The following is a 26,280-nucleotide window of genomic DNA, read 5'->3' on the forward strand; positions in this document are numbered from 1 at the left end:
AAAATAATAAAAAGTTATTTCCGTAAAATTTTTTGAGCTGTAAGGGCTCAAAATTTTCCAGAATAACTTTTTAACTTACACAGTTAGTGAGATACTACCTATATTTTTAAAACCGTGGAATTTTATTTCACGGTTTTTTTATTTCGTTAATTCCTTTATTTATACAACATTTCCTAAACTATCTCTCCAATTCGTCCCGTCCCAAATTATATATTTATTGATATCCGTATCATAATATCCATCATAAGCAAGAACCTTATTCGTAGGCCTATTTAATGTATTCCCGTATTTTGTAGATGAAAATAAAATCTTAGTCTGAGACACTTCAGGAATATTATCTCTGACATCTTTTTCTACAACGTTAGTTACGCTATTTACATTATTTATAATTCCAAATGTATTGGGATTAGGAACATTAAATTTATTTTTAATAAATGTAAAGGTCTTCACTGAGCCAGATATACTATTGAACATCCCTTTGCTTTTGGTTATATCTGAAAACTCATTATTTTCTCTGATATCAAGGGTACTGTTATTTAAGTTTGCTATTACTGAGAAAATATCACAATTAAAGGAGCTGTTTTTATGCATTATAATCTCATTAACATTCGATATCAGATAACTAATTTTATGAGGAGATTTAATAACATTTTCCATTACCTGTATTTTATTAATCGTTTCTCCTCCTACAAACCAAAACACTCTTCCTTCTGCTGTAATACTATTCTTATTAAATATCAATGTATCTGCAGGCTGATTTGTACTAACATAAGCAAATGATGAAAAAGAATTCGCACTTGAATCATTTCTCCCATTTAAGGGCAACGCATTAAAAATATTGTTATTTATATTGACAATTCCATATTTATTATCTATAATCTGAGTAAGCCGAATGAAAAAATCAGAGGACACCAAGTTGCTGCTTATATTAACATAATCTAAGTTACCAATTGACTGGAAAAAGCCATGGAATCCGAAGGAAGTTTTCGCTATGTTAAAACAAATATCCAGCTTTTCACAAGCATCAACCCTTATTACTCCAACCAGCTTATTAATAGCCCTCCCTGTGTTCTCAAAATAATTCTGAAAGACACCCACATATAATTTCTTTTTCTCATAAGAATAACGTATCGCAGTCAAAATAGAGTCACAATTCTTAATTATATTGTTTTTGATTATTATTTTTACTGGAGTTATGTTAAATGGAGTCGTGTCCATTAACAGCTCCCAACTAAAATCAATTCCTACTCCTCCCTCAATAAAGTTATTATCAAAACTGGTGAAATTATTATAGCTATTAATAGTTGATCCTTTTGTATCGATTGGCTGGTTAATTGAACAGTTCATAACTTCTACTCTATTGTTACAAAAGCAGTGCAAGGGAGTCCATATCCCAATATTATTTACAGATTTGAACCCATCTACTGTAACATTATCATTTTCTAAAAATACAAACCCTTCGATCCTGGATGTAGTTAAGCTGGAGGACAGACACTTTACATTCGTGCATTTTCTGACATATATTGCTCCATAATTTAATAATGCTTCAAAAGTTGCAGCCCCCCAATTAGAGGCAAAATTCTGGATTTGAATGGTAAGCATTACTTCTGTGCAATCGGTGATTTGTATAAGTGCGGAAGAGCTACCTGCTGCCCGAGGAAGTCCTTGGACAACACCATTCAGAATATAGCCACCATCAAAGATTCCTTTTAAACTTACAAATTTTGTATTGCCTATTTTAAAGATGCTTCTTGCTTCAAGGCCAGAAGCTGTTATAGGTAAAGAATAAAAAACAGTATCCTTCCCTAAACTTAAATCAATATCTGTTGTAACAATAATGGTGGAGTCTATTAAATACCTCTTACTTTCAATGCTTATCAATTTTTTATTAAGCTTAATTGCATTTAACATACTCTGTGAATTATTGGGATTCGTTTCAGAGACTCCAAAATGTTCAATAAAAACCGTATCACTAAAGGTAGTAACCCAGGCACCGGCAGATGATGCATTTGAAAGAACGATAACACTTCCCCCGTCATCAATAAAATTACCTGATTTAAAGTAGTAAGTTATGGGGTGTTTATCCCCTTTTTCATAATAGCCTAAAAGTGTAACACTATCTCCGCTCGTTCCAACCAAGGATCTTAATTCTAAAATCGTATCTACTGTATTCATATTATAAAAACTTATTAGAATAAATATACCGATAATATAAAAAGCACTACCCTTTTTAACATTAACAAGATTTAATCTTATTTATTTATGCCTAGTTCAACCGTTCCAAAATTCCCTGTCCAGACTTCGGTATTGTATCGCCTCGGAGATATGATGGGAAAGAATCTTCTCGGATTCTTCAAGATCAGCGATCGTTCTGGCGACTTTCAGTATTCTGTCATAAGCTCTTGCTGAAAGATTGAGTTTTTCCATCGCCAGCTTTATGAGGTGAAAAGAAGTTTCATCCAGTTCACAAAAGGCCTCAATTTGTTTGGGACCAATTTGAGCATTACTGCTGATATCAAGATCCTTATACCTCTCATTCTGAATGTCCCGTGCTTTAATAACCCTTTCTCTTATGTCTTCGCTTTTTTCGCCCTTCCTTTTTTCAGAAAGCTGTTCAAATTCAACTTTCTGAACTTCAATATGAATATCAATCCTATCCAGAAGTGGCCCAGAAAGCTTATTCATATATCGTTGCATTTCATATACGGACGAAGTATTGTTGGGATCGTCGGGAAAAAAGCCGCTAGGACTGGGATTCATAGAGGCGACCAGCATAAAGCTTGCCGGATAGTTTACGGTAAACCTTGCCCGTGAAATGGTGACTTCACGGTCTTCCAGGGGCTGTCTCATCACTTCAAGCACTGTCCGCTTGAATTCGGGCATCTCATCAAGAAACAGGACTCCGTTATGGGCAAGGGAAATTTCTCCGGGCTGCGGATAGCTTCCTCCCCCTACCAAAGCAACATCTGAAATGGTATGATGAGGTGATCTGAAGGGGCGGACAGTCATTAATGAAGCCTCGGTCCCGATCTTCCCTGCTACAGAATGTATCTTGGTGGTTTCCAATGCTTCTTTTAAGGTGAGCGGCGGTAAGATCCCCGGAACTCTTTTGGCCAGCATTGTTTTCCCACTCCCGGGAGGCCCGATCAGAATGATATTGTGTCCACCCGCAGCAGCCACTTCCATAGCCCGCTTGGCCGTTTCCTGCCCTTTTACTTCAGAGAAATCAAATGGAAAATCATTGATTTTTTCATTAAATTCTTTCCTGGTATCTAAAGTCATTTTGTTGATCATCTTTCCTTCGTTGAAAAAGTCGATCACTTCTTTGATGTTTTCTACTCCATAGACATCCAGATCATTTACAATAGCAGCTTCTCTGGCATTCTGCATCGGAAGGATAATTCCTTTAAAGCCTTCTTCCCGGGCCTGGATCGCAATGGGAAGAACACCTTTGATAGGCTGTAAACTCCCATCCAGAGAAAGCTCCCCCATAATAATATAATGTTGAATCTCCTCTCCTGAAATCTGGCCGGACGCCGCCAGAATACCAACAGCAATACTGAGATCATACGCTGACCCTTCTTTTCTGAGGTCTGCAGGAGCCATATTGATGGTAATTTTCTTTCCGGGAATTTTATAACCTACATTTTTTAAGGCCGCAGAAATCCTGTAACTGCTTTCCTTAATCGCATTATCGGGAAGGCCTACCAAATGATAGCCTACTCCACCGGTATCTACATTGACTTCAATGGTAATCGTTTGAGCAGCAACTCCATGAATAGCACTGCCATAAATTTTAATCAGCATGGATGTGTTTTTATGATAAAAATAATCAATATACCATTTTGAAAATCCAACACTTATGTTGATAACTTTCTATAAAAATGATTTTTTTAAAAATATATTTATGAAAAACATCCTGCTTCACAGCCCCATAAAGAATATTCTTTTCTACTGTGAACAAATAAGCCGGCACCCATTGGGTACCGGCCTAACCATTATTAAAAACTAATGAAAAGATTACTTCATCTGCGCTTTAATGCATCTAAAAGTTCCAATCCGGAAGCAGGATAGCCAGAAGAGAATGCTGCTGAAATAAGGGGTAATAGTGACAGTCATTTAACAGAGAATAACATAGTTAATGTATTAAAATCAACAGCATTTAGATTTCTTTGATCAAAGACTTGCTCTCTTCCGGCATCCGCATCCTTTTTAAAAAGTTTTAGTGCCTTAACTCAAATTATTTAATCCTATTTTTTGATCAACTTATTTCTGTATACATTCCCTTTTGAATCTTTGGAAACAATGATATAAGTACCCGGCACCAGGTGATTTACATCAATCGCCTGCTGATAGCTGTGATTGTTTTTCTGCAGTACAACTTTTCCGGACATATCAATGATGGTTACCTCAGGATAGGCCTTATCCGATTCTTTTCCAATGTACAGAAACTGTGCGGCCGGGTTCGGATATATTTTCAGATTGTTATCCTTTACTTTTGTTTCTCCCGTAGCCAGGTTTTCACAAAAGTCCCAGTTCCCGAAATGCAGCTTTACAAATGCAAACGGATCCAGAATCTCGCACTGATCAGGACAATATTCTGTACAGGCATAGAATCCATATTCCCCGGAAGCGGTAGCAACATAAGTATCTCCTGTGGCCCCTGGAATGATGCATGGATCTCCAGCTGTAGGAGGATTGCTGGATGGAACACATTTAAACCAGGTATGCGTGCCATATACAGCTGGGAAGATGTCATCGAATTTTACAGATGCTCCGTTACAGACATTCACTTCACCCATACCAACTTCCTGATAGGTGCCAGGGGTATATGTGGACATCATAGCAGGAAGCCCATATACAAAACCGTCAGCAAAAACAGCCGGGCTTTCCGCGGTACAGTCGCCCTGGGTAACAATTACTTTAAAATAATTCAGCTGATCGTTTCCGTTCACCGTTAATTGTTGTGAAGTGGCTCCGGCAATCGGTTCCCAAGGATTGGTATTGGGCGTTTGCCAGGTCCATTGTTGCTTGTACCATTGGTACGTGTCGTACGCCTGTGTAGAGAGGATTTCATCTTCTACATTACAGAACAGGATCGTATTTGCATATTTCAATCCCAACCTCGGGCTTGTTACGGTGGGACTGCACTGTGCCTGTATCGTCAGAAAACTGAAAAACAGGAGTCCTAAAAAAATTAGTTTTGTTTTCATATATAAACATTTAAGGTTTGGTTTTTTTGTTGATCTTAGTCGATCAGGAGCCGGACACCGAATTTCACATTGAAATGCAGAGGTTTCTCCTTATAAATGGTGTTGGGGGCATTTTCTTCCCTGAAATGATATCCTATCCCGGGTTCGGCATAAACTCCCAGCCGGTCAATGATTTTTAACTGAAGTCCTACCGCTGAATTAACAGAGAACTGTAAAGGTTTATGATCCAAGCGCTCCTTTGAACTTTCCTTTACCTCATCATTCACCACATAGGTTGTGGTAATCTTTCCTGAAATAGGCTTTTCTACCAGTGCTCCTCCTGTGACGTATCCTGTAAATCTTCCTTTTCGGATAAGGTTGTAATTGACCTGGACAGGAATTCCTACATAATGAATCGTCTGATCTTCTTTGATATAATTGGCAGTACTTCCGGAATGCAGCTCAGAAGCTAGCTTTGTATAATTCAGGCCAGTTCCTATTCCCCATTTTTTTCCCAGGCTGTAGTACACGGAAAGTCCGAAGGTTACGGGCACTTTATGTCTTATTCTAGCCTCTACCGGATGACTTTGATTGGCCAGTAATATTTCTGTAAGAGGATCATCCCCATATTGCGAAGCAATCCACACCTGCTCAATATTCATAGGTTTTCCATTGATTGAAGCATAACCCGGAAACTGTTGCTCTGCGGAATTGGAAGATACATTTCCTGTCAGCATACTCAGCATCCATGATTTTTTAGCCTTATTCTTATCCTCTTTTTTAGGGGTATTACGAGCATAAATTTCCTTTAATTCCGTTTTTTCAAATAAAGATTTATACTCCTCTTTGGTCTGTATATCGATCGATTGCTGTTCACGAACGGCTTGCTCCGAGAATCTATTCTCCAGAGTTATTCTCTCAGGAACTTTCCCAATAATTGAACTTTCCTGTTTCAGATCATTTTTTTCGGAGGTCTTCTCCTGCTGTATTTCATCTCTTTTATGCAGTAAGACTCTATGCTCATACATTGCGCCTACTTTACTTTGTGCTAAAGGAGTTTGCTTACCAGGGTGTTCTTCACCCTTTGTATCTATCTTTTTCTCTGGAGTCTCCAAAGCGGACTCGTTCCTGTGTTCTTTCTTAGAAGCGACACGCTTTGTGGAATGCAAATGATCGTCATACCCGGTCCATAATTTTAATGTCAAAAAAAGCACTGCAATCGCTGCTGCCATACCTCCGATGCGATAGAATAAAGATCTGTTCCCCATTGTTTTCCCGACGTCTCCTTTCGGCTTATCCACTTCATGATGAACCTCAGGAGCGATACCAGCCACGATATTATTCTCATTCTTTTCTGAAAACAATTCATCCCTGATATCATCCCACAACCCGTCAGGAACCTCCTCTTCATGGTCTTCCATTCTGCTGCGCAGGTTATTTAACCATTCATTATTCATATTGTGCTTTTTTTGACGTTTTAAACTCTTTTATTTTCTGAACAAGCAGTCCTTTTGCACGGTGAAACTGTGATGCGGAAGAATTTTCTGCAATCCCCAAAAGCCCTGCAATCTCTTTATGGCTCTTTTTCTCAAATACATACAGATTAAAAACTGTTCTATAGCCTTCCGGAAGAGCCTTGATCATTTTCATAATATCATCCCGTGGAATTTCCTCAAAATCCGGATCTTCATCATCTGGCAAGTCAGGAAGATCGTCTACTTCAAGAGCCGATTTAAAATCTCCCTTTTCTCTGATGTATTTCAGAGATTCATTGATGACAATCCGTGTCATCCAGGCTTTTAAAGACCCGTTTCCCCGGTATTCAAAGGAATCAATGGATCGGAACATCCTGATAAAGCTATTCTGAAGCACATCATGAACATCTTCCTTTTCAGAGATATACCGTGAACAGACATAGGTCAGATTTCCGGAATAAGCACCAAAAAGCTCTTTCCATGCGGCTTCCTCCTTCCGGAGAAGGTGCGTTACCAAAATCTGTTCTTTACTTTCGTCCATGTACTGCTGCCGTATCCGATTGAATATTGATTTAAATTTCAAAGCAAAAATAGATTGTATCTTGTACAACACAATCCATTTAAGCCAAATCTATTAATTAACTCTTTATACAGAATGGAAAGTTATAATTAATAGCCTCATAAGGATTGAGTACTGCATCATCTACAGTAATTTTCTCAGCGATCAGAGAAAACCTCAGTGATCCGTCCATCCCTACATAGAACCCTTTCTGCTTGGCTGCTAATGTAACAACCGTTTTCTTAGTGGTTCCGTCTACCGGAATTTGTAAAGTAAGGGTTTCCGGGGCAAAAACCAGCTCCAATACATTGTTGGGTGTATTTATTGATGCTTTATATTGAAGGTTATACTTTACCTTTCCTAATGCTTTTAAAGCTGCTTCAGCTTTCACCGGATCCTTTACAACTGTTTTTACGATCTCATTGATAGGAAACTCTTCAAACGTTATGGTATCTTTTTTTACTTTAAAGCTTCTGATAGACTCTTTCTTTATTTCACCCTGGATGGTAATGAGCCTTCCTTTATAATTACCTGGCAGGTTCTCCAGCTTTACCGGTGGTATATCAGGATTATCCAGACTGCATGATGATAAAGTAAAACCTACCAACAGAATGACAAACATTTTTAATAACTGAGGTACTGTAAATTTTTTCATTACATTATTTTTTTCATTAAACATTTCTTTATTTTCGAGTACTCATTTATATAAATCCAATTTTTGAAAAATCTTGCATGAAATCTTAAAAAAAAAGAAATTTATTTACAAACACCTGATTTACAGTACATAAAAACGCAAATAAAAGAGGATTAATGCAGGGCAGAAGAAAAAGCCGGCTATTGATTTTTTATCATTATAGGTACGAAAACAAAAAGGAAGCTGAATATGGCAGCTTCCTTTTTATTGATATTTCAGATTTATTTTATTCCTCCTCCCAATGCCCTGTACAGATCCACCTCAGCGTTTAATCTCTCAAGCGTTACATTGATGGCCTCCAGATCATTCTGAAGCTTATTGTTCTGTGCTGTGATCACTTCCAGGTAGGTAGCCATTCCGCTTTTATACAGCTTGAGCGCATCATTAATCCCTTTATCCAGGATGAGCGTTCGCTGCTCTAAAAGAACCAGCCGTTCAGCAGATCCGTTAGATTTTGCCATGGCATCAGATACTTCTGCCACGGCAATCATGACTGACTGTTTAAAGTTAATGGCTGCCTTTTCCTGTTCAATCAGAGCGGTTTCGTAGGCTGTTCTCAACTGTTTTTTTTGAAAAACAGGAGCTGCAAGATTTGCCGCAATAGCTTTAGTAATAGATCCGGGAATATCAAACCAAGAGCTGAATGTATTGGAATTCACCCCTATCTGAGGACTCAGACTTATACTCGGATACATAGCCACTTTAGCCAGTCCCGTTTTTGAGTTCAGACTGATAACATTCAGTTCCGCAGCCTTTACATCCGGCCTCCGGCTCAACAGCTGAGCCGGTAATCCTGCCGAGAGTTTATTTTCCGGAATCATTGCCTTAAGATCTCCCCGTCTTTCGATTTTCCCGGGATATTCCCCGCAAAGGATACTTAAAGCATTTTCCTGAATTGAAATATTCTGCTTTGCAAGAGGGATCAACAGCTCAGCCGTTTTCTTCTGTGCTTCCGACTGCTGCACGGCCAAAGAATTGATCTGTCCTGCTGTAAACTGAAGGTGCATCATTTTAAGGGTATGATCACTCAATTCGATGTTCTGCTCCGCAATTTTTAGCTGCTCATCAAGGCTTATCAGGTTGTAGTACGCCTGAGCTACCTGTACGATAATCCTGCTTTTGATCGCATTCATATTTTCTTTCTGTGCAAAATATTCTGCCGCCGCCGATTCTTTCTGCATTTTGGCTTTTCCCCAGATATCCACTTCCCAGGAAAGTCGTAATGCGGCACTGAAGTCATCCAGGTGCGTGGTTCCTATGAACTGTTCGTTCAGAGATCCGTTAAGCGTATTCCGGGAAGCCCAGCTTCTATTGGCACCTGCCGTGAAGTCCAGAGTCGGCAGAAGGGACAGCTTAGCCTGTTTGTAGATAAGATCCAGCTGTTCTATATTTTTCAGGGCTATATGTACTTCATTGTTCCGTGCCAATGCCTTATCTATCAGCCCGATCAGTTGGGGATCCTTGAAAAAAGTTTTCCAGGGGAGCACGATGGTATCTCCTGTTACCTGTACAGATTCTTTATAGGTTTCCGGTACCTGAAGATCCGTTCTGGCATATTTTTTCCCTACGGCACAAGACACCATTAGTGATGCCATTGCGCCTGAAACAAGGAAATTTTTTATATTAAATACTGTCATTTGTCAATTGATTTTGTGTTGTAGCATATTTCTTTTTCGAAGAAAACTTCTCATCCAGATACTGGAAAAACATGTATAATACAGGTATTACAAAAACGCCTAAAACAACTCCGCTCAGCATTCCTATCGCTGCGCTTGTACTGATCGATTTATTCCCGGAAGCCATTCCTCCGCTGGAAACCATCAATGGAATCATCCCTACAATAAAGGCAAGTGAAGTCATGATAATTGGGCGTAACCTCGCTTTAGCCCCTTCCAGTGCCGAATCCAAAATAGAAAGCCCTGCTTTTCTTCTCTGGATCGCAAACTCTACAATAAGAATTGCATTTTTGGCAAGCAGACCAATAAGCATAATTAATCCTACCTGTACATAGATGTTATTATCCAGTCCGATTGCTTTTATCCCCAGAAAGGCTCCCACAATACCTGTCGGGATCGAAAGCATTACTGCTAAAGGAAGAATATAGCTTTCATATTGAGCCGCAAGAAGCAGATATACAAACAGCAGACACAGTCCAAAGATGGCAATTGTCTGGTTTCCCGCTGATTTTTCTTCCAGACTCAGACCTGTCCATTCATAGCTGTAGTCCGAAGGCAGTTTGCTTAGCGTCTGTTCAAGCTTATCCATCAGTTCCCCATTACTTACACCCGGTTTAGGAGATACATTGATATTTAGGGAATTATACAGATTATAACGTTGTACAGATTCAGGACCATAGACTTTTTTCAAGGTGATCAGTGTATTAACCGGCACCATATCTCCTTTCTCATTCTTCACAAAAATATCATTGAACGCCTGCTCATCCATTCGGAAAACACCATCTGCCTTGATATTAACCCGGTAAAATTTTCCAAATCTTGAAAAGTTCTGGGACTGATCTCCGGAAAAATAGGTCTGAACAGTTCCCAGGAGATTGGAAATACTCACTCCCAGCTGCTTAGCCTTATCTTCATTGACTTCCAGCTCCATCTGAGGATAATCTGCCCGGAACATTGTGTAAGCGAATCCTACTTCCGGAACCTGCATCAACTGGCCGATAAGTTCATCCGCTTTGGCTTTAAGCACCTGTGGGTCTCGTCCCATACGGTCCTGAAGGACGATTTCTGCATCGTTCGTCATCCCATATCCTTCTACCGGAGGCATTCTGAACGTCATGACACTTCCTTCTTTAATAGCAGCAAGTTTTCCGCTGGCTATATCCACAATTTCCTGAATATCCTGAACCGCTCCTCTTTCCTTTTTAGGTTTCAGTTTCACGAACCCCATTGCATAAGCGGGGCCCGCGCTGTTGCTTAAAAGGTTATACCCTGTAATGGAGGTATTCTCCTGAACAGCTTCCACTTCCTTTAAAATTGCATTGATCTTATTAGAAACCTCTGTAGTCTTTGTCAGTGCAGTTCCCGGTGGCATGCTTAGAGTGTACATGAAGAAACCGTCATCTTCCATCGGTACAAAACTCTTGGGTGTACTGGACATCAGCCATCCCGCGATTCCAATAATTCCTACAACCAGTCCGGCAGCAATCCATTTGCGCCCTATTAAAAACCGTACTCCTTTTGCATAGCGGTTGGTCATATTATTGAAACCTGCATTAAAGGCTACGGCGAATCTCTGTCCGAATCCTTTCGTCTTTTCTCCTTCTCCCGCATGACTGTTTTTCAAAAATACAGCACATAAAGCCGGTGTCAGGGTAAGGGCATTAACTGCCGAAATAATAATGGCTATTGCTAATGTATAAGCAAACTGCTTATAAAATAATCCTGCCGAACCAGACATAAATCCAATAGGGATAAATACGGCCGACATGACCAGGGTAATGGAAATTACAGCTCCAGTAATCTCGCTCATCGCCTTATGGGTAGCCTCTCTACCCGAAAGGTCTGTTCCTTCCATATTACTGTGTACAGCTTCTACCACCACAATAGCGTCATCTACTACAATTCCGATCGCAAGGACAAGCGCAAAAAGCGTCAGCACATTGATGGTAAATCCTAATACCAAGAGGAAAAAGAAGGTTCCTATAATTGCTACCGGAACAGCCACTGCAGGAATAATCGTAGATCTGAAATCCTGTAAAAAGATAAATACCACGATAAACACAAGGATAAAGGCTTCAATTAGGGTAGATTTCACCTGACCTGTTGCCTCATCCAGCCTTTCTTTCGTACTCATCACCTTCGTGTATTTAATACCCGGAGGGAATGATTTTGACAATTGGTCAAGCGCTTTATTAACTCCTATTTCAATCTGATTGGCATTGGATCCTGTAGTCTGCATGATGGCTACAGTAACTGCATTCTTCCCATTGGACAGGTTGTCTCCGGTATTGGAAATTGCTCCGAATTCTACTCTGGCTACATCTTTGAGCCTGATAAGCTGCGTTCCGTTATTTTTGACCACAATATTTTCATATTGCTCAGGCTTATTTTTCTTCCCTTTGTACCGTATCACGTATTCGAGGGCAGCATCAGATTCCTCTCCCAGCTTACCGGGAGCAGATTCCAAACTATGGTCAGCAATCGCTCTGGAAACATCGGCAGGTTCAAGCCCGTAGGATGACATTTTCTGTGGGTTCAGCCATATTCTCATGGAATAATCCTTAATTCCGAATACCATAGCCTGTCCTACACCTTTTACTCTTTTCACCTGCGGGATGAGGTTGATATTGGCATAGTTCTGCAGGAAGGTTTCGTCATATTGCTTATTATCTTCAGTATAGATATTGAAGATCAGCACCATACTGTTCTGCTGCTTGGAGGTTGTCAATCCCATCCGTACCACTTCCTGCGGCAGGATTGGAGTAGCCTGCTGTACCCTGTTTTGTACATTTACAGCGGCCTGATCGGCATTCACACCTTGTTTGAAGATGATAGAAATAGAGAACGTTCCGTCGTTACTGGCAGTAGACTTCATATATTCCATATCTTCAACCCCGTTGATCTGCTCTTCCAGTGGCGTCACCACGGAGCGGATCACCGTTTCACTGTTTCCTCCCGGATAAGAACCTGAAACAGTGATCGTGGGCGGCGAAATATCCGGGAATCTGGTCACGGCCAGCTGATTAAGCCCAATGATCCCTAAAATAACAATGATAAGGGATATTACCGTCGCCAGTACCGGACGGTCTATTATTTTTTTTAACATTATTGACTTTTCTAAGAATGATTATAAAACTATTTCGAAGGCACAACTTTGGCAATCACCTGTGCTCCGTCTGTAAGCGCATCGATCCTGTTCACCGCAATTTTGTCTCCTGCATTCACCCCTTCTTTTATAAAATAATCCTGAGTGGTACTTCCTGAAACGGTAATCTGAGTCATTTTCACTTTGTCTTTACCGTTAAGTTTGTACACAAAGAATCTATCCTGAATATCTTTTACAGATGTTTTCGGGAGCTTCACCACTCCATTCAAGGCATTGTGGATCATTACCCTTGCGGTTCCTCCGGCTCTTAGGAGCTTGTCAGGATTCTGGAAAACGGCTTTCATCTGGATGCTTCCGGTATTTCTGTCAAAATTTCCGCTTGCATTTTCAAGTTTTCCGGGTAGCGGATAAGTAGACCCATCTGCCAGAATAAGTTCCACATTTTGCGCACCATTTCCTGAATTCTGAGCTCTGCTGTGAGCAATAAAATCAGCTTCATTCATAGAGAAATAGACATTCACACTGTGTATGCTTGACAGGGTTGTAAGGGGTGAAGGATCAGACGGACTGATCAGATTGCCTACCCTGTTGGGGATTCTTCCAATGTATCCGCTTACCGGTGCTTTGATATAGGTAAAATTAGCATTGATCTTTGATGAACCCAAAGAAGACTGGGCCTGGGCCACCTGTGCGGATGCCGCCTTATAGCTTGCCTGTGCTGTTTTCAGCTGCATATCAGATACAACCTTTCCTTCAACCAGTGGCTTCAGTTTTTCAACTTCGAGTCTTGCTGTCTCCTGCGCAGCGAGGGCAGATTTTAGTGCAGCGGCATTGGTATTCACCTGTTCATTATATACAGAAGGATTGATTCTGAACAGGGTTTGGCCTTTATTAACGTATTGTCCTTCTTTGATATATACTGCTTCCAGATAACCTGTTACCTGAGCCTTAATATCTACATTATCCTGCCCTTCAATACTTCCCGGGTATCCTGTAGAAACATCTGCATCTCCGGATTTCACCTGGATAAAGTCCGTGGGTAATGCCTGCTGCATCTGCTGGGCATTTTCCTGACCATTCCCTGAACCGCACGAATAAAGTACTGCCGCCACCATGAGCGTAAGTACCAGATATCCTTTTCTGTAATTCATAACTTTGGTTTTAAATTTTACAGCAGCAAAATAAGGTCATATACTAAGGATATTGTCTTAGAATTTGGGTGAAGCGTACTTAATCGCAGATGAAGCGTATGATAGCAAAAATGAAAGGAAAAGCAGTATTTAAGCTTTGAAAAAGAGGAAAAAGACTTTTCAAATGAAATAATTTAGGTTGCTTGCCAAACGCAGTCCTTTCAAACTGTCTTTTGAAAAATGAAAAGATAAGTGTATAAAAAGAGCCGCATTATCTAAGGCGGCCCGTTGCATTTTTATCAGTTAACATTAATAATCCATCCAGGATTTGAATACAGAAGCTTTCTCCCTGCTCACGATGACTTCCAGATCCGGCTGCTTCCGGAGTTCCAGCTTAAGCTTTCCATTGAAATGATTAAAGATTTGTTTTACAGAATTGATATGGATAATAAACTGCCTGTTGGCCCTGAAAAAGAATTTAGGATCAAGCTGTTTTTCAAGCTCTTCCAGCGTTTGAGGAACATTTTCAACAATTCCTGTTGTCAGCATTGCCTTACTGATCCCCAACTCAGTATAGAAGTATAAGATATCTTCGGAAAGAACCGTTTTATAGCCATCTCTGTGGGCAATCAGAAAGCGTTTTCTGTAGTCTTTCGGCTGAATATAGTTCAGCAGTCCTTCTATGGCAGCACCCACAAACGGAACCGTTTCTATAAAGGTTTCATAGCGTCGAAGGGCAATATCAAGCTCCTCTTCCTCTACCGGCTTCAGAAGATAGTCTATACTGTTATATTTAAAGGCTTGCACGGCATATTCATCATAAGCTGTTGTAAAAATAACCGGACTTCTTACTTCAAATTTGTTAAAAATCTCAAAACTCAATCCATCTGCCAGCCGTACATCCATTAAGATCATATCCGGAGTACTATTATTTTCAAGCCAATGCACCGCTGAGGTAATTGAATCTTCTACAGACAATATTTCAACGTTGGGTCTCAGTTTTACGATAAGCCTTTTGAGCCTGTCAGCGTTGGGTTTTTCATCCTCGATTATTAAAATTTTATTCAGCTTCATATCAGTGGGAGTTTTACAATAAACGTATGTTCAGTTTTTTCTATGATGGGTTTTGAATACCCCAAAATCTCATATCTCGCTATAATATTTTTGAGCCCGACTCCTGAGGAATCCGGCTTATTGATGAGCGGTAAAAAAGTATTGGAGACCACCAGCTCCTTATTGGAATTGGTATAGACATGGATTTCTAGCGGATGGGCTTTTGAGGTCTGATTATGCTTGATGGCATTCTCTACTAAAAGCTGCAACGATAGCGGAAGCGTATACATGGATCTGTATTCATCTTCAATATCAATCTTAAATACGACTCCGGCCCCTATTCTTTTTTCAATCAGAAAAATGTAGGATTCCAGAAATTTAAGCTCTTCTTCTACAGCAATGATATCTTTTTTGGAGTTCACCAGCAGGTATCGGTATACGCGGGCAAATTTTTCTGAATACTCGTACCCCAGCTGCTGGTCTTCGAGAATAAGCTCAGAAAGTACGCTTAAGTTGTTAAAAATAAAATGAGGATCTATCTGCAGTTTGAGTGCCTGAAGCTCCGCAGCCATAGCAGCCTGCTTATGCTTGGAGGCTCTTACTTTATGCTGTGCTGCTTCAATAGCTGTTTTTTTCCAGTTCTCCAACAGGTAATCAACGGTGTTAAAAGCACTGATCGTCAATGAGATGACAATATTAGTAGCGATCCATTGCCCCAGTAATGTATACTCTTTACGCGCATCCATTTCAGGTATATTCACAGACGTACAGTCGATAATAGAATTGATAATCATCACAATGAGTACGCTTCCCACGATCTGAAGCAAACACTGGATCAGTAATCTCTTTACGGTTCTGTTTCTCCATGGAAGAAGCTTATTGAGCATTCTGTCGATCAATATGCTGACTTCAGAGATAAGAACTGAAATAAGAAAAACCCAAACAATATCTTCAACGATCACCTGCCAGGGCTCCCTCAGATAAATCTGCCACGCTGGATCAAACGGATCAATAAGATAAGAAAAAATATAAAACGTAATGAAAGCCACCACCCAGATGACCAGCCTTCTCTTCATGGCAGAGAGGATCTTTTTGTTCCTTATTATATTTTTCCTGATAGCAGAAATCCTATTCATATCCTGGATTTTGTGAGTGTAAATATAGAAATAGATTTTATAAGACCTGTGTCCATTTGGACCGAGACAGCTAAAAGTCCATATGAAACGTAAAATAGAAGCCTTAAAATGAAACGGTCGTTTCATCACCAGAAAAATACAGTTCATCATCATTTTATGCAACATCACCATCTTTTTATGATATAGTGGCTTATTTCTCTTCTATTTTTGCTCTATCAAATCCGGAACAATGAAAACAATAATTGTCTGCACAGATTTTTCCCCGGAAGCCGAAAATGCAACCCATTATGCGGCATCCCTGGCTAAAGAAAATAATTATAAGATCATTCTTTTTCATCTTCAGAATGTTTCCATTCATGCACTCAATGCTCAGGTCTCTGCGGATTTCTTTTATGCACAGACGCTTAAAAATCAGGATAAACTGGTACAAAAGGCCAGTAATCTTACCGCTCTCTACCAAATAGAATCTGGGAACCATCTTGCGTCTGGTAATTTTATTGAGGAGCTTGAAAAATGCCTGAGTATTCATGAATGTGATTTTATTGTAATGGGCATGGCAGAAAAAACCCTGGAAGAAAAGCTTTTGGGAAATAAGGTGACAAGGGCCATCCATAAAATAAAAAAACCGATACTGATTGTTCCTGCACATATAGAATACACAGGAATAAGGAAAATTCTTTTTGCTTATGATACACACAGGAATATGACCTGGTCAGCGATGAATGATATTTATTATTTCATCCATGAATTCAATTCTGAAATTGAGGTATTCAATGTAAGTGAAAGCCTGGAAGACTTCACCGAGGTTATTCATGATATTGATCTCAACTCAGGATACAACATGGATGATATCAAATACAGCTTCAAAATGATCCAGTCTATGGAAGTTATCAAAGCCATAGAAGCGGAACTAAAACTCACTAACCCGGATCTTCTGACCATGATTCCTCATAAATACAATTTTGTAGAATCTCTTTTCCATCGCAGCAAAACAGCTATTATGGCTTACAGAAATAAAGTACCATTACTATCAATACCATTAAACATAGATTAGGAATCAATAGAAATCTGTACACATTTGAATTATCCTTTTTGCCTTTGAAGGTTAAATTTTACACTTAATCTTGTTTGATATGGCCGGAATTCACTTCCGGTCATTTTTTATATGATCGTTTACCGATGTTTATGAAATCATAATCTGCAGTGCCTGATAATAGTTTTCCAATAGCTTTACATCTCCATTAAAGAATAAGTAGGGTTCTATTAACTCCAGCTCCATCAACTGAAATAAGTTGTTGATTACTACCCCATCTACCCGGGCATAAAGAATAGCTTGCGGCAATTTTTTCAGATATGCACCTGCCTGTTCAATATGCAAAGGTTCAGGTGTTGGATAGCTGATGCTTCCCCCATGATAATGCTGCACTCTGAAATCTCCTTGTTTGGGAGTTTTTAATGCACAGTGGCTGTATTTCCCATTAAAGAACAGAAACGACCATTCTCCGTTTTTAATTTCTTCCACAAAGGGTTGAACTATATAGGCCTGCTCTTTCAAAAGCTGATCAATTTCTCCCGAACACTCATTAAAATTATCCTTGCTTATTGTTAATGTATTCTGCGCCCCGGCACTTACGCATGGTTTTACAACCAGTTTATCAGTACCCAGCTTATCAAAAAAATGCTGATGAAAAGATGATCCTTTTTCAAGATAGTCTGAAGCAATAACCGGCAGCCCGTTTTCAGCCACATCCTTTAAATAATGCTTATCACTGTTCCAACGGATCATTTCAATGGGATTCAAAACCTTAATACCCAGCTTTTCAAGATTGTCTAGCCAGTCCAGAAATTCAGGGAGATGGTTATGATAATCCCATGGAGACTTTATAACAGCGACATCAAAGCTGCTCCAGTCAACCTCATCGTCATTCCAGATCGTTGCCACAACATCCAGTCCTTTATTGAGTAAAAACTGAATCAGCTCCGTGTCTTCATCATTGGCAACGCCCTGGGAAAGCCTTTCTTCTTTTTTATAGCCTACTATTGTGATTTTCATATTCTGCTTTTTGAATAAATTCTCAGATAAAGTTCGCAAGAACCGGACTATCACCACAGACACAGATGCTTTTATTTTGAGGGGTACAATACGATTTCTTATCCAAATTCATACTCAAACCTGGTAAAACCTCCCTGTAAGTCTCAATATTTTAATACATTTGTTTAAAACCTATTTCAATATGAATTTCGAGCAGGTGAATCTGCATCTTGATGCGTACAAAGAACACAACCAGATTCTGGATGCCGCCAATTACCTGATCCATTCTTTCAATCTGGGACATGATAATTTTGCAGGATTTGGATTCAGGGAGGAACTCTCTCCTACTTCCATGCTGCTTACGGCAGAGGGAGCACTGGGTGGACCGCAAATGGTGATGATTCCGAGAAATTTATTTGATTTTGATCTGAATCTTGTCCTGAATATGGTCGCACACGAAATGCTTCATGTACGGCAGAAAGCTCCCGGGCAAGTGATCAAAGATAAAAATGAAAGAGAATTCCAGGCTTACTATGAAATGCTTTTTCATAAGGTATTTCCACAGGTTCCGGAAGTCTCTGATTTTCATAAAAGATTCTTTGGTGGAAAAGCTTTAGAGTATTATAACAGGATGGGCGAAGACTCTCCACTGCAACAAAAATACGCAGAACAGAAAACAGAAGTAGAACATTTAATTAACACATTACCATGACCGTAAAACCAGACATTACCTGGGCAGATTTTGAGAAAATAGATATCCGTTGCGGAACCATCATCTCAGTCAACGATTTTGAAAAGGCAAGAAATCCTTCTTATCAGCTTGAAATAGATTTCGGAGATCTCGGAATCCGTAAATCATCTGCACAGATCACTTCCCTGTATGAAAAGGAAGACCTTATAGGTAAGCAGATTTTAGCTGTGGTCAATTTTCCTAAAAAACAGATCGCCAATTTCTTCAGTGAGTGCCTTGTGCTGGGGTTATACGGAGAAGATAAAAAGGATGTTACTCTTTTAGCCCCATCATTACCTACCAAAAACGGTATGCAGGTAGGATAACAAACAAAAAACACACATGATACAGAATATACCATTAGAAAAAGTTTTATTTCTTGATATCGAAACGGTTCCACAGGCTGGTTCGTGGGAGGATTTATCAGAAACCGAGCAGTATCTCTGGGATAAAAAAACAAGATTTCAGCGGAAAGAAGATATTTCAGCAGGTGAATTTTACGAGCGAGCCGGCATTATGGCTGAGTTTGGAAAAATCATCTGCATCACCATCGGAATGGTAGAAAAAAACGAAACTTTGAAAATAAAAAGTTTTTCCGGGCATGATGAGAAAAAAATGCTCCAGGAATTTGGCGAAATTTTCAACAGCCCAAGGCTGTATAATGTCATTCTCTGTGCGCACAATGGAAAGGAGTTTGACTTTCCGTGGATTGCCAGGCGGTATCTCATCAATGGAATGCAGCCACCGGCACCCTTCCAGATGTTTGGCAAAAAACCCTGGGAGATTCCCCATATAGATACGATGGAGCTGTGGAAATTCGGAGATTATAAAAGTTTCGTATCCCTGGAATTATTGGCTCATGTCTTCGGGATCCCTACTCCTAAAGATGATATTGACGGATCAATGGTTTCATCAATTTACTACATAGAAAAAGACTTGCAGCGAATTGTCGACTATTGTGAAAAAGATGTCTTAACTTTGGCAAATGTTTTCCGGCGGATGCGTCAGGAAGATTTGTTGAAAAGGAATATCAATCTAGATTAAAAAATGAAATTTACAGACGATCAAATTGCTGACATTGGTGAGGAAATCATCATGGTGCTGAAAACCGTATATGACCCCGAAATTCCGGTAGACATTTACGAATTGGGACTTATTTATGATGTACAGATTTCCGATGACGCTGATGTGAAAATCATAATGACCCTGACTACTCCCAACTGTCCTGTTGCAGAAACCCTTCCACAGGAAGTAAAAGATAAAGTAGCAGAAGTAGAGCATGTAAACAGTGTTGATTTAGAGCTTACATTCGAACCGAGCTGGAATAAGGATATGATGAGCGAAGAAGCGAAATTTGAACTGGGAATGCTGTAAATAGTAAGCATTTCCTATGCAGATAAAATTAATATTACCAATTATTATTCAATAATCATGGCAAAAAAAGATAGGAGCAATCCTCCTTGCTTTCTTAGGGGTGTATATGCTTTATTTAGGATCTAAAATGCAGGCTCAGCCTCCTTCTATAACCGGAATAGGGTTTATCATTATCTCATTGCTACAACTCGGTAAAAAGTAATATTAGAAACTGACTGGTCCTAGATAAGCGTTACAGATTAATAGGATAAGGTAATTAATAATTTATAAGATAGTTGTCGGTTTATTTCGGCAACTATCTTTGTTTTTTATTTGCTTTAAAAAATTTTAGTTTACTCTTTTTACAAGAGCTGTAAAGCTTGAAGCTGTTTTTTTTAACGCAACAATCGCTAGATCTTATTAAACAAACCTCATATTTTCCGAACGCAAGGGCATTTCGTTCAGCAAAGATCGCTCCCATACCTGAGAGGAACGCCTTAGCGATCGTTTTTTGTATAAGAACTAAGAATACTTGTCTTCCTTCTAAATCTTTGATCCGATGCAGCGAATGAAGATTTTCTCGATGGAAAATATAAAAGGATGTCATATTGTAACATCCTTTTTTGTATCATCAGAACCTCAAATTCAGGGGTTATGTTACACTTCTTTTGCGAGTGCTTTGCCCTCTCTCCTGCTCCATTCACTCCATGAGCCTACATAAAGATTTGGAATCTTAAGACCTGCATGGGCTAATGCTAAAATCGTATGGCATGCGGTTACCCCTGAACCACAATGAATAATCAGATTTTCTGGCTTATTTTCCAGTAATTGACTATATTTTTCTTTTAGAATTTCAGGTCTCAGGAAGTTTCCGTTTTCGTCAAGATTCTCTGAAAAAGGAATATTGATCGCTCCCGGAATATGTCCGGCAACCAGATCAATAGGCTCAGATTCTCCTCTGTACCGGTAAGCATCTCTTACATCAACTACAGTGGAAGAATTGCTGTTTAATTCGTTTTCAACGTCTTCCAGGCTTGAAACAGGAAGATCCCAAACTTCCTTTTTTATCGTTGGGGCTTTTTCAAAAGTCTCTTCTCCAGATGAAAGTGCTATATTATTTTTTTCAGCAGCCTGTATACCACCATCAAGAACCTGTACGTTTGCAAAGCCAAAGGATCTTAGCATCCACCAAGCCCTGGCAGCAGCATTCGATCCGTTCTTATCATCATAAATAACAATATGAGAGTTTTCTGAGATCCCAAGATTGGAAAGTGTTTCTGCAAATTTTTCAGGAGTTGGAAGCGGGTGTCTTCCTCCAAAAGCCGCATCATCTCCTATTTCCGCCAAATCTGTATCCAGATCAATCAGTCGCGCTCCTTTAATATGGCTTTCAAGATAATTTTGCTTTACATCTTTTCCTGCTCTTGCATCAAGAATGATGAGGTTTTCCGTTGGAAGTTTTTTTAAATCAGAAGGTGAAATTATTGGAGACATTTTGTTGATTTTAGGTTATTCTAATTAGGTTTTGGCTAAAGCCAATGGATTAATGAATAGAGTAAAGCGGACTAAAGTCCGCTCCTATTTATATTTTTTTAATTTCACGCAGATTCCGCAGATCCTAATTTTCAGTTGCTTATCTGCGTCATTTGCTAAATCTGCGGGAGATTTCAAATCATTTTAAAAATGAAAAATATCCTTAGCTTTGTTGTAAGAACTTTCAAAGTTTAAAAGATTCAGCTTGTGCTCTGCTTTTTCAACACTCATAAAATTGATGACCTGTTCTGTAGGCATATTTCCTACCAGATCATCTTTTGCCATAGGACATCCGCCAATGCCTTTGATGGCACTATCAAATCGTCTGCATCCCTGGTCATAAGCCGCTTTCAGTTTTGAATAAGAATCTTCATACCGGTTATGAAAATGGCCGCCAAAATTGATTTCCGGATATTTGGAAGGAATTTTTTCAAACAAAAGCGCAATGGTTTCAGGGGTCGCTACTCCCGTTGTGTCTGAAAGCAAAACGTCTTTCACACCTATTTCGGAGAACCTTTGGGCCCAGCGGTCTACATCTTCCCACTTCCACATTTCCCCGTACGGATTTCCAAAAGCCATAGAAAAATAGATGTTCAGCTGTTTTCCCTCACTTTTTACCAGATCAAGCATTCTCATAATTTCCTCAAAAGCTTCTTCTTGGCTTTTATTGGTATTTCTATGCTGAAATGTCTCAGAAATTGAGAATGGAAAACCAAGGATATCCACCGACTGATGTTTTAATGCTTTTTCAGCACCTCTGTAGTTTCCGATGATCGCAGAAACTTTAGTGCGGAAACGGGATTTATCAATATTTTCGGCAACTTCATCAGAGTCTGCCATCTGCGGAATAGCTTTTGGTGATACAAAACTCAGACAATCCAATACATCAAAACCAACATCCATTAAAGAGTTGATATAATCTATTTTTTTATGGGTAGGGATAAACTCTCCCCAGCCCTGCATGGCATCTCTAGGACATTCGGTAAGAAACATTGTTACTTTTGATTTTCTCAAATATAATAAAACTAAACAATTTGGTATACTCTACATACAAATCTATCACTATTTTGATTTTCAAAGATTTATATTTGATTTAAAATTTCAATAATTGATATTCAATCGCAAATAAGGCATTCTGACCGGCAAATTTGCTAACTTTGTTGAAATTTATGATCAATCTGATGAGTACAATAGAATTCAACCCATTGTGGAAAGAGAAATTACTGAACCGTTTCCTTAGTTATGTTAAAATATATTCAACCAGTGATGCAGAAAGTGAAGCTACCCCTTCTACTCCCCGCCAGTGGGATATCGCCAATTATATTACGGAAGAGCTAAAGACGATCGGTCTGGAAGACGTTTCAATAGATGCTAACGGCTATATTATGGGGTATGTTCCTTCTAACCTGGAAAATGATAATAGACCTACCATTGGATTTATTTCACATTATGATACATCACCTGACTTTAGTGGTGAGAACGTAAAGCCTCAGGTTTGGGAAAATTATGACGGAAATGACCTTCTGCTCAATCAGACAACAGGATTTACTTTATCTCCCAAAAAATTTGAAAGTCTGAAGAAATATGTGGGGCAGACCCTGATAACAACCGACGGAAATACACTTCTTGGGGCAGATGACAAAGCAGGCTGTGCAGAAATCGTTACTGCTGCAGAATATCTTATCGCCCACCCGGAGATCAAACACGGAAGAATTGCTGTAGGATTTACTCCGGACGAAGAGATCGGAAGAGGAGCTCATAAATTTGATGTAGCCAAATTCGGTGCTGAATGGGCCTATACGATGGATGGTGGCGAAGTGGGAGAACTGGAGTATGAAAACTTCAATGCTGCCGGAGCAGTGGTAAAAATCCACGGACTGAGCGTACATCCTGGCTATGCTTATGGGAAAATGGTGAATGCAGCACTTTTGGCGGCTGAATTTGCACAGATGCTTCCGGCTAATGAAACTCCAGCAACGACAAAAGGTTTTGATGGGTTCTATCATTTAATGGACATTACAGCAGATATCTCGGAAGCTAAACTTCAATACATCATCCGTGATCACGATGCTGACAAGTTTGAAGCGAGAAAAAAATTCCTGGAAGGAAAAATTGCAGAATTCAACCAAAAGCATGGTGAAGGAACTGCTGAAGTAGAAATAAAAGAGCAGTACAGAAATATGAAGCAACAGTTTGAAGGCAAAATGCATATTGTGGATCTTGCTGCAAAAGCAATGACTGAAGCTGGTATTGAGCCGAAGATTAAAGCAATCAGAGGAGGAACAGATGGTGCTCAGCTATCGTATATGGGACTTCCATGCCCTAATATTTTTGCAGGGGGAATCAATTTCCATGGGCCTTACGAATATGTAGCTTTGGAAAGTATGGAAAAGGCTACAGAGGTGATCATTAATATCGTAAAAGCTTAATTACCTATGAAAAAGTTCTTGGCATTAGCAAGTATTCTGACTTTTGTTTTCGGCAGTGCCCAGGTTTCTGAATTTCAGAGGGCAGATTCACGCTATGAAAGAAAGAAAACGGCTTTGTATAATAAATATCCCAAGCCTAATGATTTAAGAACCAAGAAGGAATGGCTTCTTACAGAAGATAAAATAGACGCATACAAAGCAGCTCTGGAGAAGGTTTCATTAGAAGAGAAGAAAATGATTGCTGCAGATCCGCCTGCAAAAGCCAAAATGACGAAGGAAGCAGAATATGACAAAGGCAGAACTTCTTTTCAGAGGCTTTTATCAGAGGCAATTGATCTTACCTTTTTGAATTTTTATTCTGAAGCTTATAAAGCCACAATCAGTTTTGTTGTAGACTCTAAAGGTAATGCTCTGGACGCCCAGGTGAAGGGAAATAATGAAGATGTAAATGCGTTTATTGAGGCTGCTTTTTACCGGATCAGAGATAAAGGCAAGTGGAAACCTGCCGAGGTCAGCGGAAAACCGGTATCCTCTGCGGTTTCAATTCCCATGACATTAACTTTTAAAAAATAATATAACAACCCGCTACAATGATAGCGGGTTGTTTTTTTTCATATGTAAAAAATTAATGGAAATCATTATGTTATTAACACCAGTTTAATGTAATTCTTTTGTAAGCCATATATAATTTATCTAATTTAGAATGAAACTTAAAAATCACTGCTTATGAAAATGAAATCTAATTATTTCAAAATCAACAGAAAATTTTATTTTCCTCTTCTTTGTTCTATTTTCTGTTTGTTTATTTTAACGTCTTGTTCTCAGGATGATCCGGCGGATACTCCTGTTGAAAAGCCATCAGTGTCTCATTCTATGAAGACATTAGGCAATCTGACATTGCAGGAAAATGTTATTATTCTGAATGATGAATCCATAAATGCTATTTCCACTCATAATGACGGGAAAATCACATTTCGCAGAACGACTGCACAAACAGACAGTATCTCGGCAGGAACAGTCATTGTAGGAACAAAAGTAGAAGATGATCAGGTAAGCACTATCCTCTCAAAAGTGACTGCCGTTTCTAAGATCAATAATCAGTTCACGGTACAAACCTCCAGTGCGAAACTTGAAGAATTTATTTATAGCGGAACCCTTAGCGGTGTTTATGATCCTTCAGGCAAGGCTCCTGTCAACATCAATGGAAAAATGGTGAATTATGTCCCTGTAGAAGGGATGGTTTCCCAGGAAATCAATAATAAAATACATGCTATTGAGGCAAGGAATCTCCACAGTCAAAAGATCGTTGCTTTCAACCGCTTTGATTTTGATAAAACATTTTCATTCCCTCTATCGTCTGCGGGAACTTCCAATGTGAATGTAAGAGGGGGTTTTACTCCAAAAATTGATTATAACATTACCTTCTCATGGGGGCATTTATCCGATTTTTATGTCAACCTCATCATGGATGATATCCAGCTTCAGAGTTCTGCAAACCTGGTGGGAAGCCTTGGCTATACGGCAAGCACCACAGACTATCTGAATATCCCAATCGTTCCTGTCGTTTTAGGCCCTACGGGATTGATTTTAAGCCCCACTATCTCTGCGGGGCCATTTCTTGGAGTACAGGCTACAGGGAAGGTACAGGGACAAATTCTGGACATTGAAGGAAATGCAAACTTTCTGGTCGGTAAAACCCCGGCGCTCAATATCAACCTGAAAAAGAAATCAGATCCTGCCCTCACCGGTGTGGAAGGGAACCTATCAGCAGAAGCTGGACTTGAAGCCAAAGGTGCTGTAGGACTGATGTTTATCTCTATACCAATTGCCAACTCCGGACTGCGGGGAAGAACTTCTGCCGTTTCGTCGTTAGCCATGACATTTATTCCTGATAAAAAAGGGGTGTTTTCTGTGCAGGGTAAAATCCAGGCAGATATGTTTTATGGTTTCGGAATCGCTCCTTTAAGGTACGAAGGTACTTTTCCTCTGTTCAAAAAAGAATATTTGCTGTATCAGAAGAATTTCAGTTTTTAAGGCTGAAACTATTATTCATATGATGAAGCCACTGATGCAGTGGCTTCTTTTGTAACACATAGATATTCAATTCATTTACAATTAATTAAGTCAATTTTATTATATTTACACAGATGTACAATTTTAAACAGTAACATTTAATACCAAA

General features: G+C 39.4%; 22 protein-coding genes. 8 read left to right on the forward strand and 14 right to left on the reverse strand.

Translation table 11 applies throughout. The features are described 5' to 3' along the window. Positions 1-159: 159 nt before the first annotated feature. From DRF67_RS18940 to DRF67_RS18990, 11 genes are all read right to left on the reverse strand, one after another. Complete coding sequence (locus tag DRF67_RS18940) at positions 160-2,175, reverse strand: hypothetical protein (protein ID WP_115929870.1); 2,016 nt, start codon at positions 2,173-2,175, stop codon at positions 160-162. A gap of 96 nt (positions 2,176-2,271) precedes the next feature. Beyond that, positions 2,272-3,807 carry a YifB family Mg chelatase-like AAA ATPase gene (locus DRF67_RS18945; protein WP_115929871.1) on the reverse strand — a complete coding sequence of 512 codons (1,536 nt, stop codon included), beginning with the start codon at positions 3,805-3,807 and terminating at the stop codon, positions 2,272-2,274. Positions 3,808-4,250: 443 nt separating this feature from the next. After that, on the reverse strand, positions 4,251-5,213 hold the full coding sequence (locus tag DRF67_RS18950) for a T9SS type A sorting domain-containing protein (protein ID WP_115929872.1): 963 nt from the start codon (positions 5,211-5,213) through the stop codon (positions 4,251-4,253). Between the two features lie 35 nt (positions 5,214-5,248). Beyond that, complete coding sequence (locus DRF67_RS18955; protein WP_115929873.1) at positions 5,249-6,649, reverse strand: porin family protein; 1,401 nt, start codon at positions 6,647-6,649, stop codon at positions 5,249-5,251. Next, the gene (locus DRF67_RS18960; RefSeq protein ID WP_115929874.1) at positions 6,642-7,208 is read right to left on the reverse strand and encodes an RNA polymerase sigma factor; all 567 of its coding nucleotides are present in this window, start codon (positions 7,206-7,208) and stop codon (positions 6,642-6,644) included. Before DRF67_RS18960 ends, DRF67_RS18955 begins: the two co-directional genes overlap by 8 nt. A 97-nt stretch (positions 7,209-7,305) precedes the next feature. Further along, positions 7,306-7,881 (reverse strand): DUF4840 domain-containing protein, encoded by a 576-nt coding sequence (locus DRF67_RS18965; RefSeq protein WP_115929939.1) that lies wholly within the window; start codon positions 7,879-7,881, stop codon positions 7,306-7,308. A 260-nt stretch (positions 7,882-8,141) separates the two neighbouring features. Continuing rightward, on the reverse strand, positions 8,142-9,557 hold the full coding sequence (locus DRF67_RS18970; RefSeq protein ID WP_115929875.1) for an efflux transporter outer membrane subunit: 1,416 nt from the start codon (positions 9,555-9,557) through the stop codon (positions 8,142-8,144). Then, positions 9,544-12,702, reverse strand: a complete 3,159-nt coding sequence (locus DRF67_RS18975; RefSeq protein ID WP_115929876.1) for an efflux RND transporter permease subunit — start codon at positions 12,700-12,702, stop codon at positions 9,544-9,546. The genes DRF67_RS18970 and DRF67_RS18975 overlap by 14 nt, the downstream gene beginning before the upstream one ends. Before the next feature lie 29 nt (positions 12,703-12,731). Beyond that, positions 12,732-13,853, reverse strand: a complete 1,122-nt coding sequence (locus tag DRF67_RS18980; RefSeq protein WP_115929877.1) for an efflux RND transporter periplasmic adaptor subunit — start codon at positions 13,851-13,853, stop codon at positions 12,732-12,734. A 288-nt stretch (positions 13,854-14,141) separates the two neighbouring features. Next, a complete protein-coding gene (locus tag DRF67_RS18985) occupies positions 14,142-14,906 on the reverse strand; it encodes a LytR/AlgR family response regulator transcription factor (RefSeq protein WP_115929878.1) in 765 nt (254 codons plus the stop codon). Continuing rightward, the gene (locus tag DRF67_RS18990) at positions 14,903-16,021 is read right to left on the reverse strand and encodes a sensor histidine kinase (RefSeq protein WP_115929879.1); all 1,119 of its coding nucleotides are present in this window, start codon (positions 16,019-16,021) and stop codon (positions 14,903-14,905) included. Before DRF67_RS18990 ends, DRF67_RS18985 begins: the two co-directional genes overlap by 4 nt. Before the next feature lie 229 nt (positions 16,022-16,250). Here DRF67_RS18990 and DRF67_RS18995 point away from each other — a divergent pair, with 229 nt between their 5' ends. Continuing rightward, positions 16,251-17,075, forward strand: coding sequence for a universal stress protein (locus DRF67_RS18995; RefSeq protein WP_115929880.1), 825 nt, complete (start codon positions 16,251-16,253; stop codon positions 17,073-17,075). Positions 17,076-17,204: 129 nt separating this feature from the next. Here DRF67_RS18995 and DRF67_RS19000 read toward each other — a convergent pair whose 3' ends face one another. Next, on the reverse strand, positions 17,205-18,074 hold the full coding sequence (locus DRF67_RS19000) for an ATP-grasp domain-containing protein (protein ID WP_115929881.1): 870 nt from the start codon (positions 18,072-18,074) through the stop codon (positions 17,205-17,207). 181 nt (positions 18,075-18,255) lie between these two features. On the opposite strand from DRF67_RS19000, the gene DRF67_RS19005 reads away from it, so the two are divergent. From DRF67_RS19005 to DRF67_RS19020, 4 genes are read left to right on the forward strand one after another with little or no spacing between them, the layout of a single operon-like run. Continuing rightward, the gene (locus tag DRF67_RS19005) at positions 18,256-18,765 is read left to right on the forward strand and encodes a hypothetical protein (RefSeq protein ID WP_115929882.1); all 510 of its coding nucleotides are present in this window, start codon (positions 18,256-18,258) and stop codon (positions 18,763-18,765) included. Then, on the forward strand, positions 18,762-19,109 hold the full coding sequence (locus DRF67_RS19010; RefSeq protein ID WP_115929883.1) for a tRNA-binding protein: 348 nt from the start codon (positions 18,762-18,764) through the stop codon (positions 19,107-19,109). Before DRF67_RS19005 ends, DRF67_RS19010 begins: the two co-directional genes overlap by 4 nt. A gap of 16 nt (positions 19,110-19,125) precedes the next feature. Next, entirely contained in the window at positions 19,126-19,827 is a 702-nt protein-coding gene (locus DRF67_RS19015; RefSeq protein ID WP_115929884.1) for a 3'-5' exonuclease, read from the forward strand. 3 nt (positions 19,828-19,830) lie between these two features. Beyond that, positions 19,831-20,157 carry an SUF system Fe-S cluster assembly protein gene (locus DRF67_RS19020; protein ID WP_115929885.1) on the forward strand — a complete coding sequence of 109 codons (327 nt, stop codon included), beginning with the start codon at positions 19,831-19,833 and terminating at the stop codon, positions 20,155-20,157. Positions 20,158-20,793: 636 nt separating this feature from the next. On the opposite strand, the gene DRF67_RS19030 is transcribed toward DRF67_RS19020, so the two are convergent. Next, positions 20,794-21,630, reverse strand: coding sequence for a sulfurtransferase (locus DRF67_RS19030; RefSeq protein WP_115929887.1), 837 nt, complete (start codon positions 21,628-21,630; stop codon positions 20,794-20,796). A gap of 183 nt (positions 21,631-21,813) precedes the next feature. After that, positions 21,814-22,662: a hydroxymethylglutaryl-CoA lyase gene (locus DRF67_RS19035; RefSeq protein ID WP_115929888.1), complete on the reverse strand. Its 849-nt coding sequence runs from the start codon at positions 22,660-22,662 to the stop codon at positions 21,814-21,816. Between the two features lie 188 nt (positions 22,663-22,850). Here DRF67_RS19035 and pepT point away from each other — a divergent pair, with 188 nt between their 5' ends. The 3 genes from pepT to DRF67_RS19050 all read left to right on the forward strand — a co-directional run bounded on the left by pepT (position 22,851) and on the right by DRF67_RS19050 (position 26,132). Continuing rightward, positions 22,851-24,098, forward strand: a complete 1,248-nt coding sequence (pepT, locus tag DRF67_RS19040) for a peptidase T (protein WP_115929940.1) — start codon at positions 22,851-22,853, stop codon at positions 24,096-24,098. Between the two features lie 6 nt (positions 24,099-24,104). Next, positions 24,105-24,671, forward strand: coding sequence for an energy transducer TonB (locus DRF67_RS19045; RefSeq protein WP_115929889.1), 567 nt, complete (start codon positions 24,105-24,107; stop codon positions 24,669-24,671). 153 nt (positions 24,672-24,824) lie between these two features. Continuing rightward, the gene (locus DRF67_RS19050; protein ID WP_115929890.1) at positions 24,825-26,132 is read left to right on the forward strand and encodes a hypothetical protein; all 1,308 of its coding nucleotides are present in this window, start codon (positions 24,825-24,827) and stop codon (positions 26,130-26,132) included. Positions 26,133-26,280: the final 148 nt, after the last annotated feature.

The sequence above is a fragment of the Chryseobacterium pennipullorum genome (assembly GCF_003384725.1).
GTDB classification, from domain to species: domain Bacteria; phylum Bacteroidota; class Bacteroidia; order Flavobacteriales; family Weeksellaceae; genus Chryseobacterium; species Chryseobacterium pennipullorum.

What these genes read in the sequence shown, in the direction of transcription:
- DRF67_RS18940 (WP_115929870.1), bottom strand. Translation starts at nt 2,175, where the DNA reads ATGAATACAGTAGATACGATTTTAGAATTAAGATCCTTGGTTGGAACG.
- DRF67_RS18945 (WP_115929871.1), bottom strand. Translation starts at nt 3,807, where the DNA reads ATGCTGATTAAAATTTATGGCAGTGCTATTCATGGAGTTGCTGCTCAA.
- DRF67_RS18950 (WP_115929872.1), bottom strand. Translation starts at nt 5,213, where the DNA reads ATGAAAACAAAACTAATTTTTTTAGGACTCCTGTTTTTCAGTTTTCTG.
- DRF67_RS18955 (WP_115929873.1), bottom strand. Translation starts at nt 6,649, where the DNA reads ATGAATAATGAATGGTTAAATAACCTGCGCAGCAGAATGGAAGACCAT.
- DRF67_RS18960 (WP_115929874.1), bottom strand. Translation starts at nt 7,208, where the DNA reads ATGGACGAAAGTAAAGAACAGATTTTGGTAACGCACCTTCTCCGGAAG.
- DRF67_RS18965 (WP_115929939.1), bottom strand. Translation starts at nt 7,881, where the DNA reads ATGAAAAAATTTACAGTACCTCAGTTATTAAAAATGTTTGTCATTCTG.
- DRF67_RS18970 (WP_115929875.1), bottom strand. Translation starts at nt 9,557, where the DNA reads ATGACAGTATTTAATATAAAAAATTTCCTTGTTTCAGGCGCAATGGCA.
- DRF67_RS18975 (WP_115929876.1), bottom strand. Translation starts at nt 12,702, where the DNA reads ATGTTAAAAAAAATAATAGACCGTCCGGTACTGGCGACGGTAATATCC.
- DRF67_RS18980 (WP_115929877.1), bottom strand. Translation starts at nt 13,853, where the DNA reads ATGAATTACAGAAAAGGATATCTGGTACTTACGCTCATGGTGGCGGCA.
- DRF67_RS18985 (WP_115929878.1), bottom strand. Translation starts at nt 14,906, where the DNA reads ATGAAGCTGAATAAAATTTTAATAATCGAGGATGAAAAACCCAACGCT.
- DRF67_RS18990 (WP_115929879.1), bottom strand. Translation starts at nt 16,021, where the DNA reads ATGAATAGGATTTCTGCTATCAGGAAAAATATAATAAGGAACAAAAAG.
- DRF67_RS18995 (WP_115929880.1), top strand. Translation starts at nt 16,251, where the DNA reads ATGAAAACAATAATTGTCTGCACAGATTTTTCCCCGGAAGCCGAAAAT.
- DRF67_RS19000 (WP_115929881.1), bottom strand. Translation starts at nt 18,074, where the DNA reads ATGAAAATCACAATAGTAGGCTATAAAAAAGAAGAAAGGCTTTCCCAG.
- DRF67_RS19005 (WP_115929882.1), top strand. Translation starts at nt 18,256, where the DNA reads ATGAATTTCGAGCAGGTGAATCTGCATCTTGATGCGTACAAAGAACAC.
- DRF67_RS19010 (WP_115929883.1), top strand. Translation starts at nt 18,762, where the DNA reads ATGACCGTAAAACCAGACATTACCTGGGCAGATTTTGAGAAAATAGAT.
- DRF67_RS19015 (WP_115929884.1), top strand. Translation starts at nt 19,126, where the DNA reads ATGATACAGAATATACCATTAGAAAAAGTTTTATTTCTTGATATCGAA.
- DRF67_RS19020 (WP_115929885.1), top strand. Translation starts at nt 19,831, where the DNA reads ATGAAATTTACAGACGATCAAATTGCTGACATTGGTGAGGAAATCATC.
- DRF67_RS19030 (WP_115929887.1), bottom strand. Translation starts at nt 21,630, where the DNA reads ATGTCTCCAATAATTTCACCTTCTGATTTAAAAAAACTTCCAACGGAA.
- DRF67_RS19035 (WP_115929888.1), bottom strand. Translation starts at nt 22,662, where the DNA reads ATGTTTCTTACCGAATGTCCTAGAGATGCCATGCAGGGCTGGGGAGAG.
- pepT (WP_115929940.1), top strand. Translation starts at nt 22,851, where the DNA reads ATGAGTACAATAGAATTCAACCCATTGTGGAAAGAGAAATTACTGAAC.
- DRF67_RS19045 (WP_115929889.1), top strand. Translation starts at nt 24,105, where the DNA reads ATGAAAAAGTTCTTGGCATTAGCAAGTATTCTGACTTTTGTTTTCGGC.
- DRF67_RS19050 (WP_115929890.1), top strand. Translation starts at nt 24,825, where the DNA reads ATGAAAATGAAATCTAATTATTTCAAAATCAACAGAAAATTTTATTTT.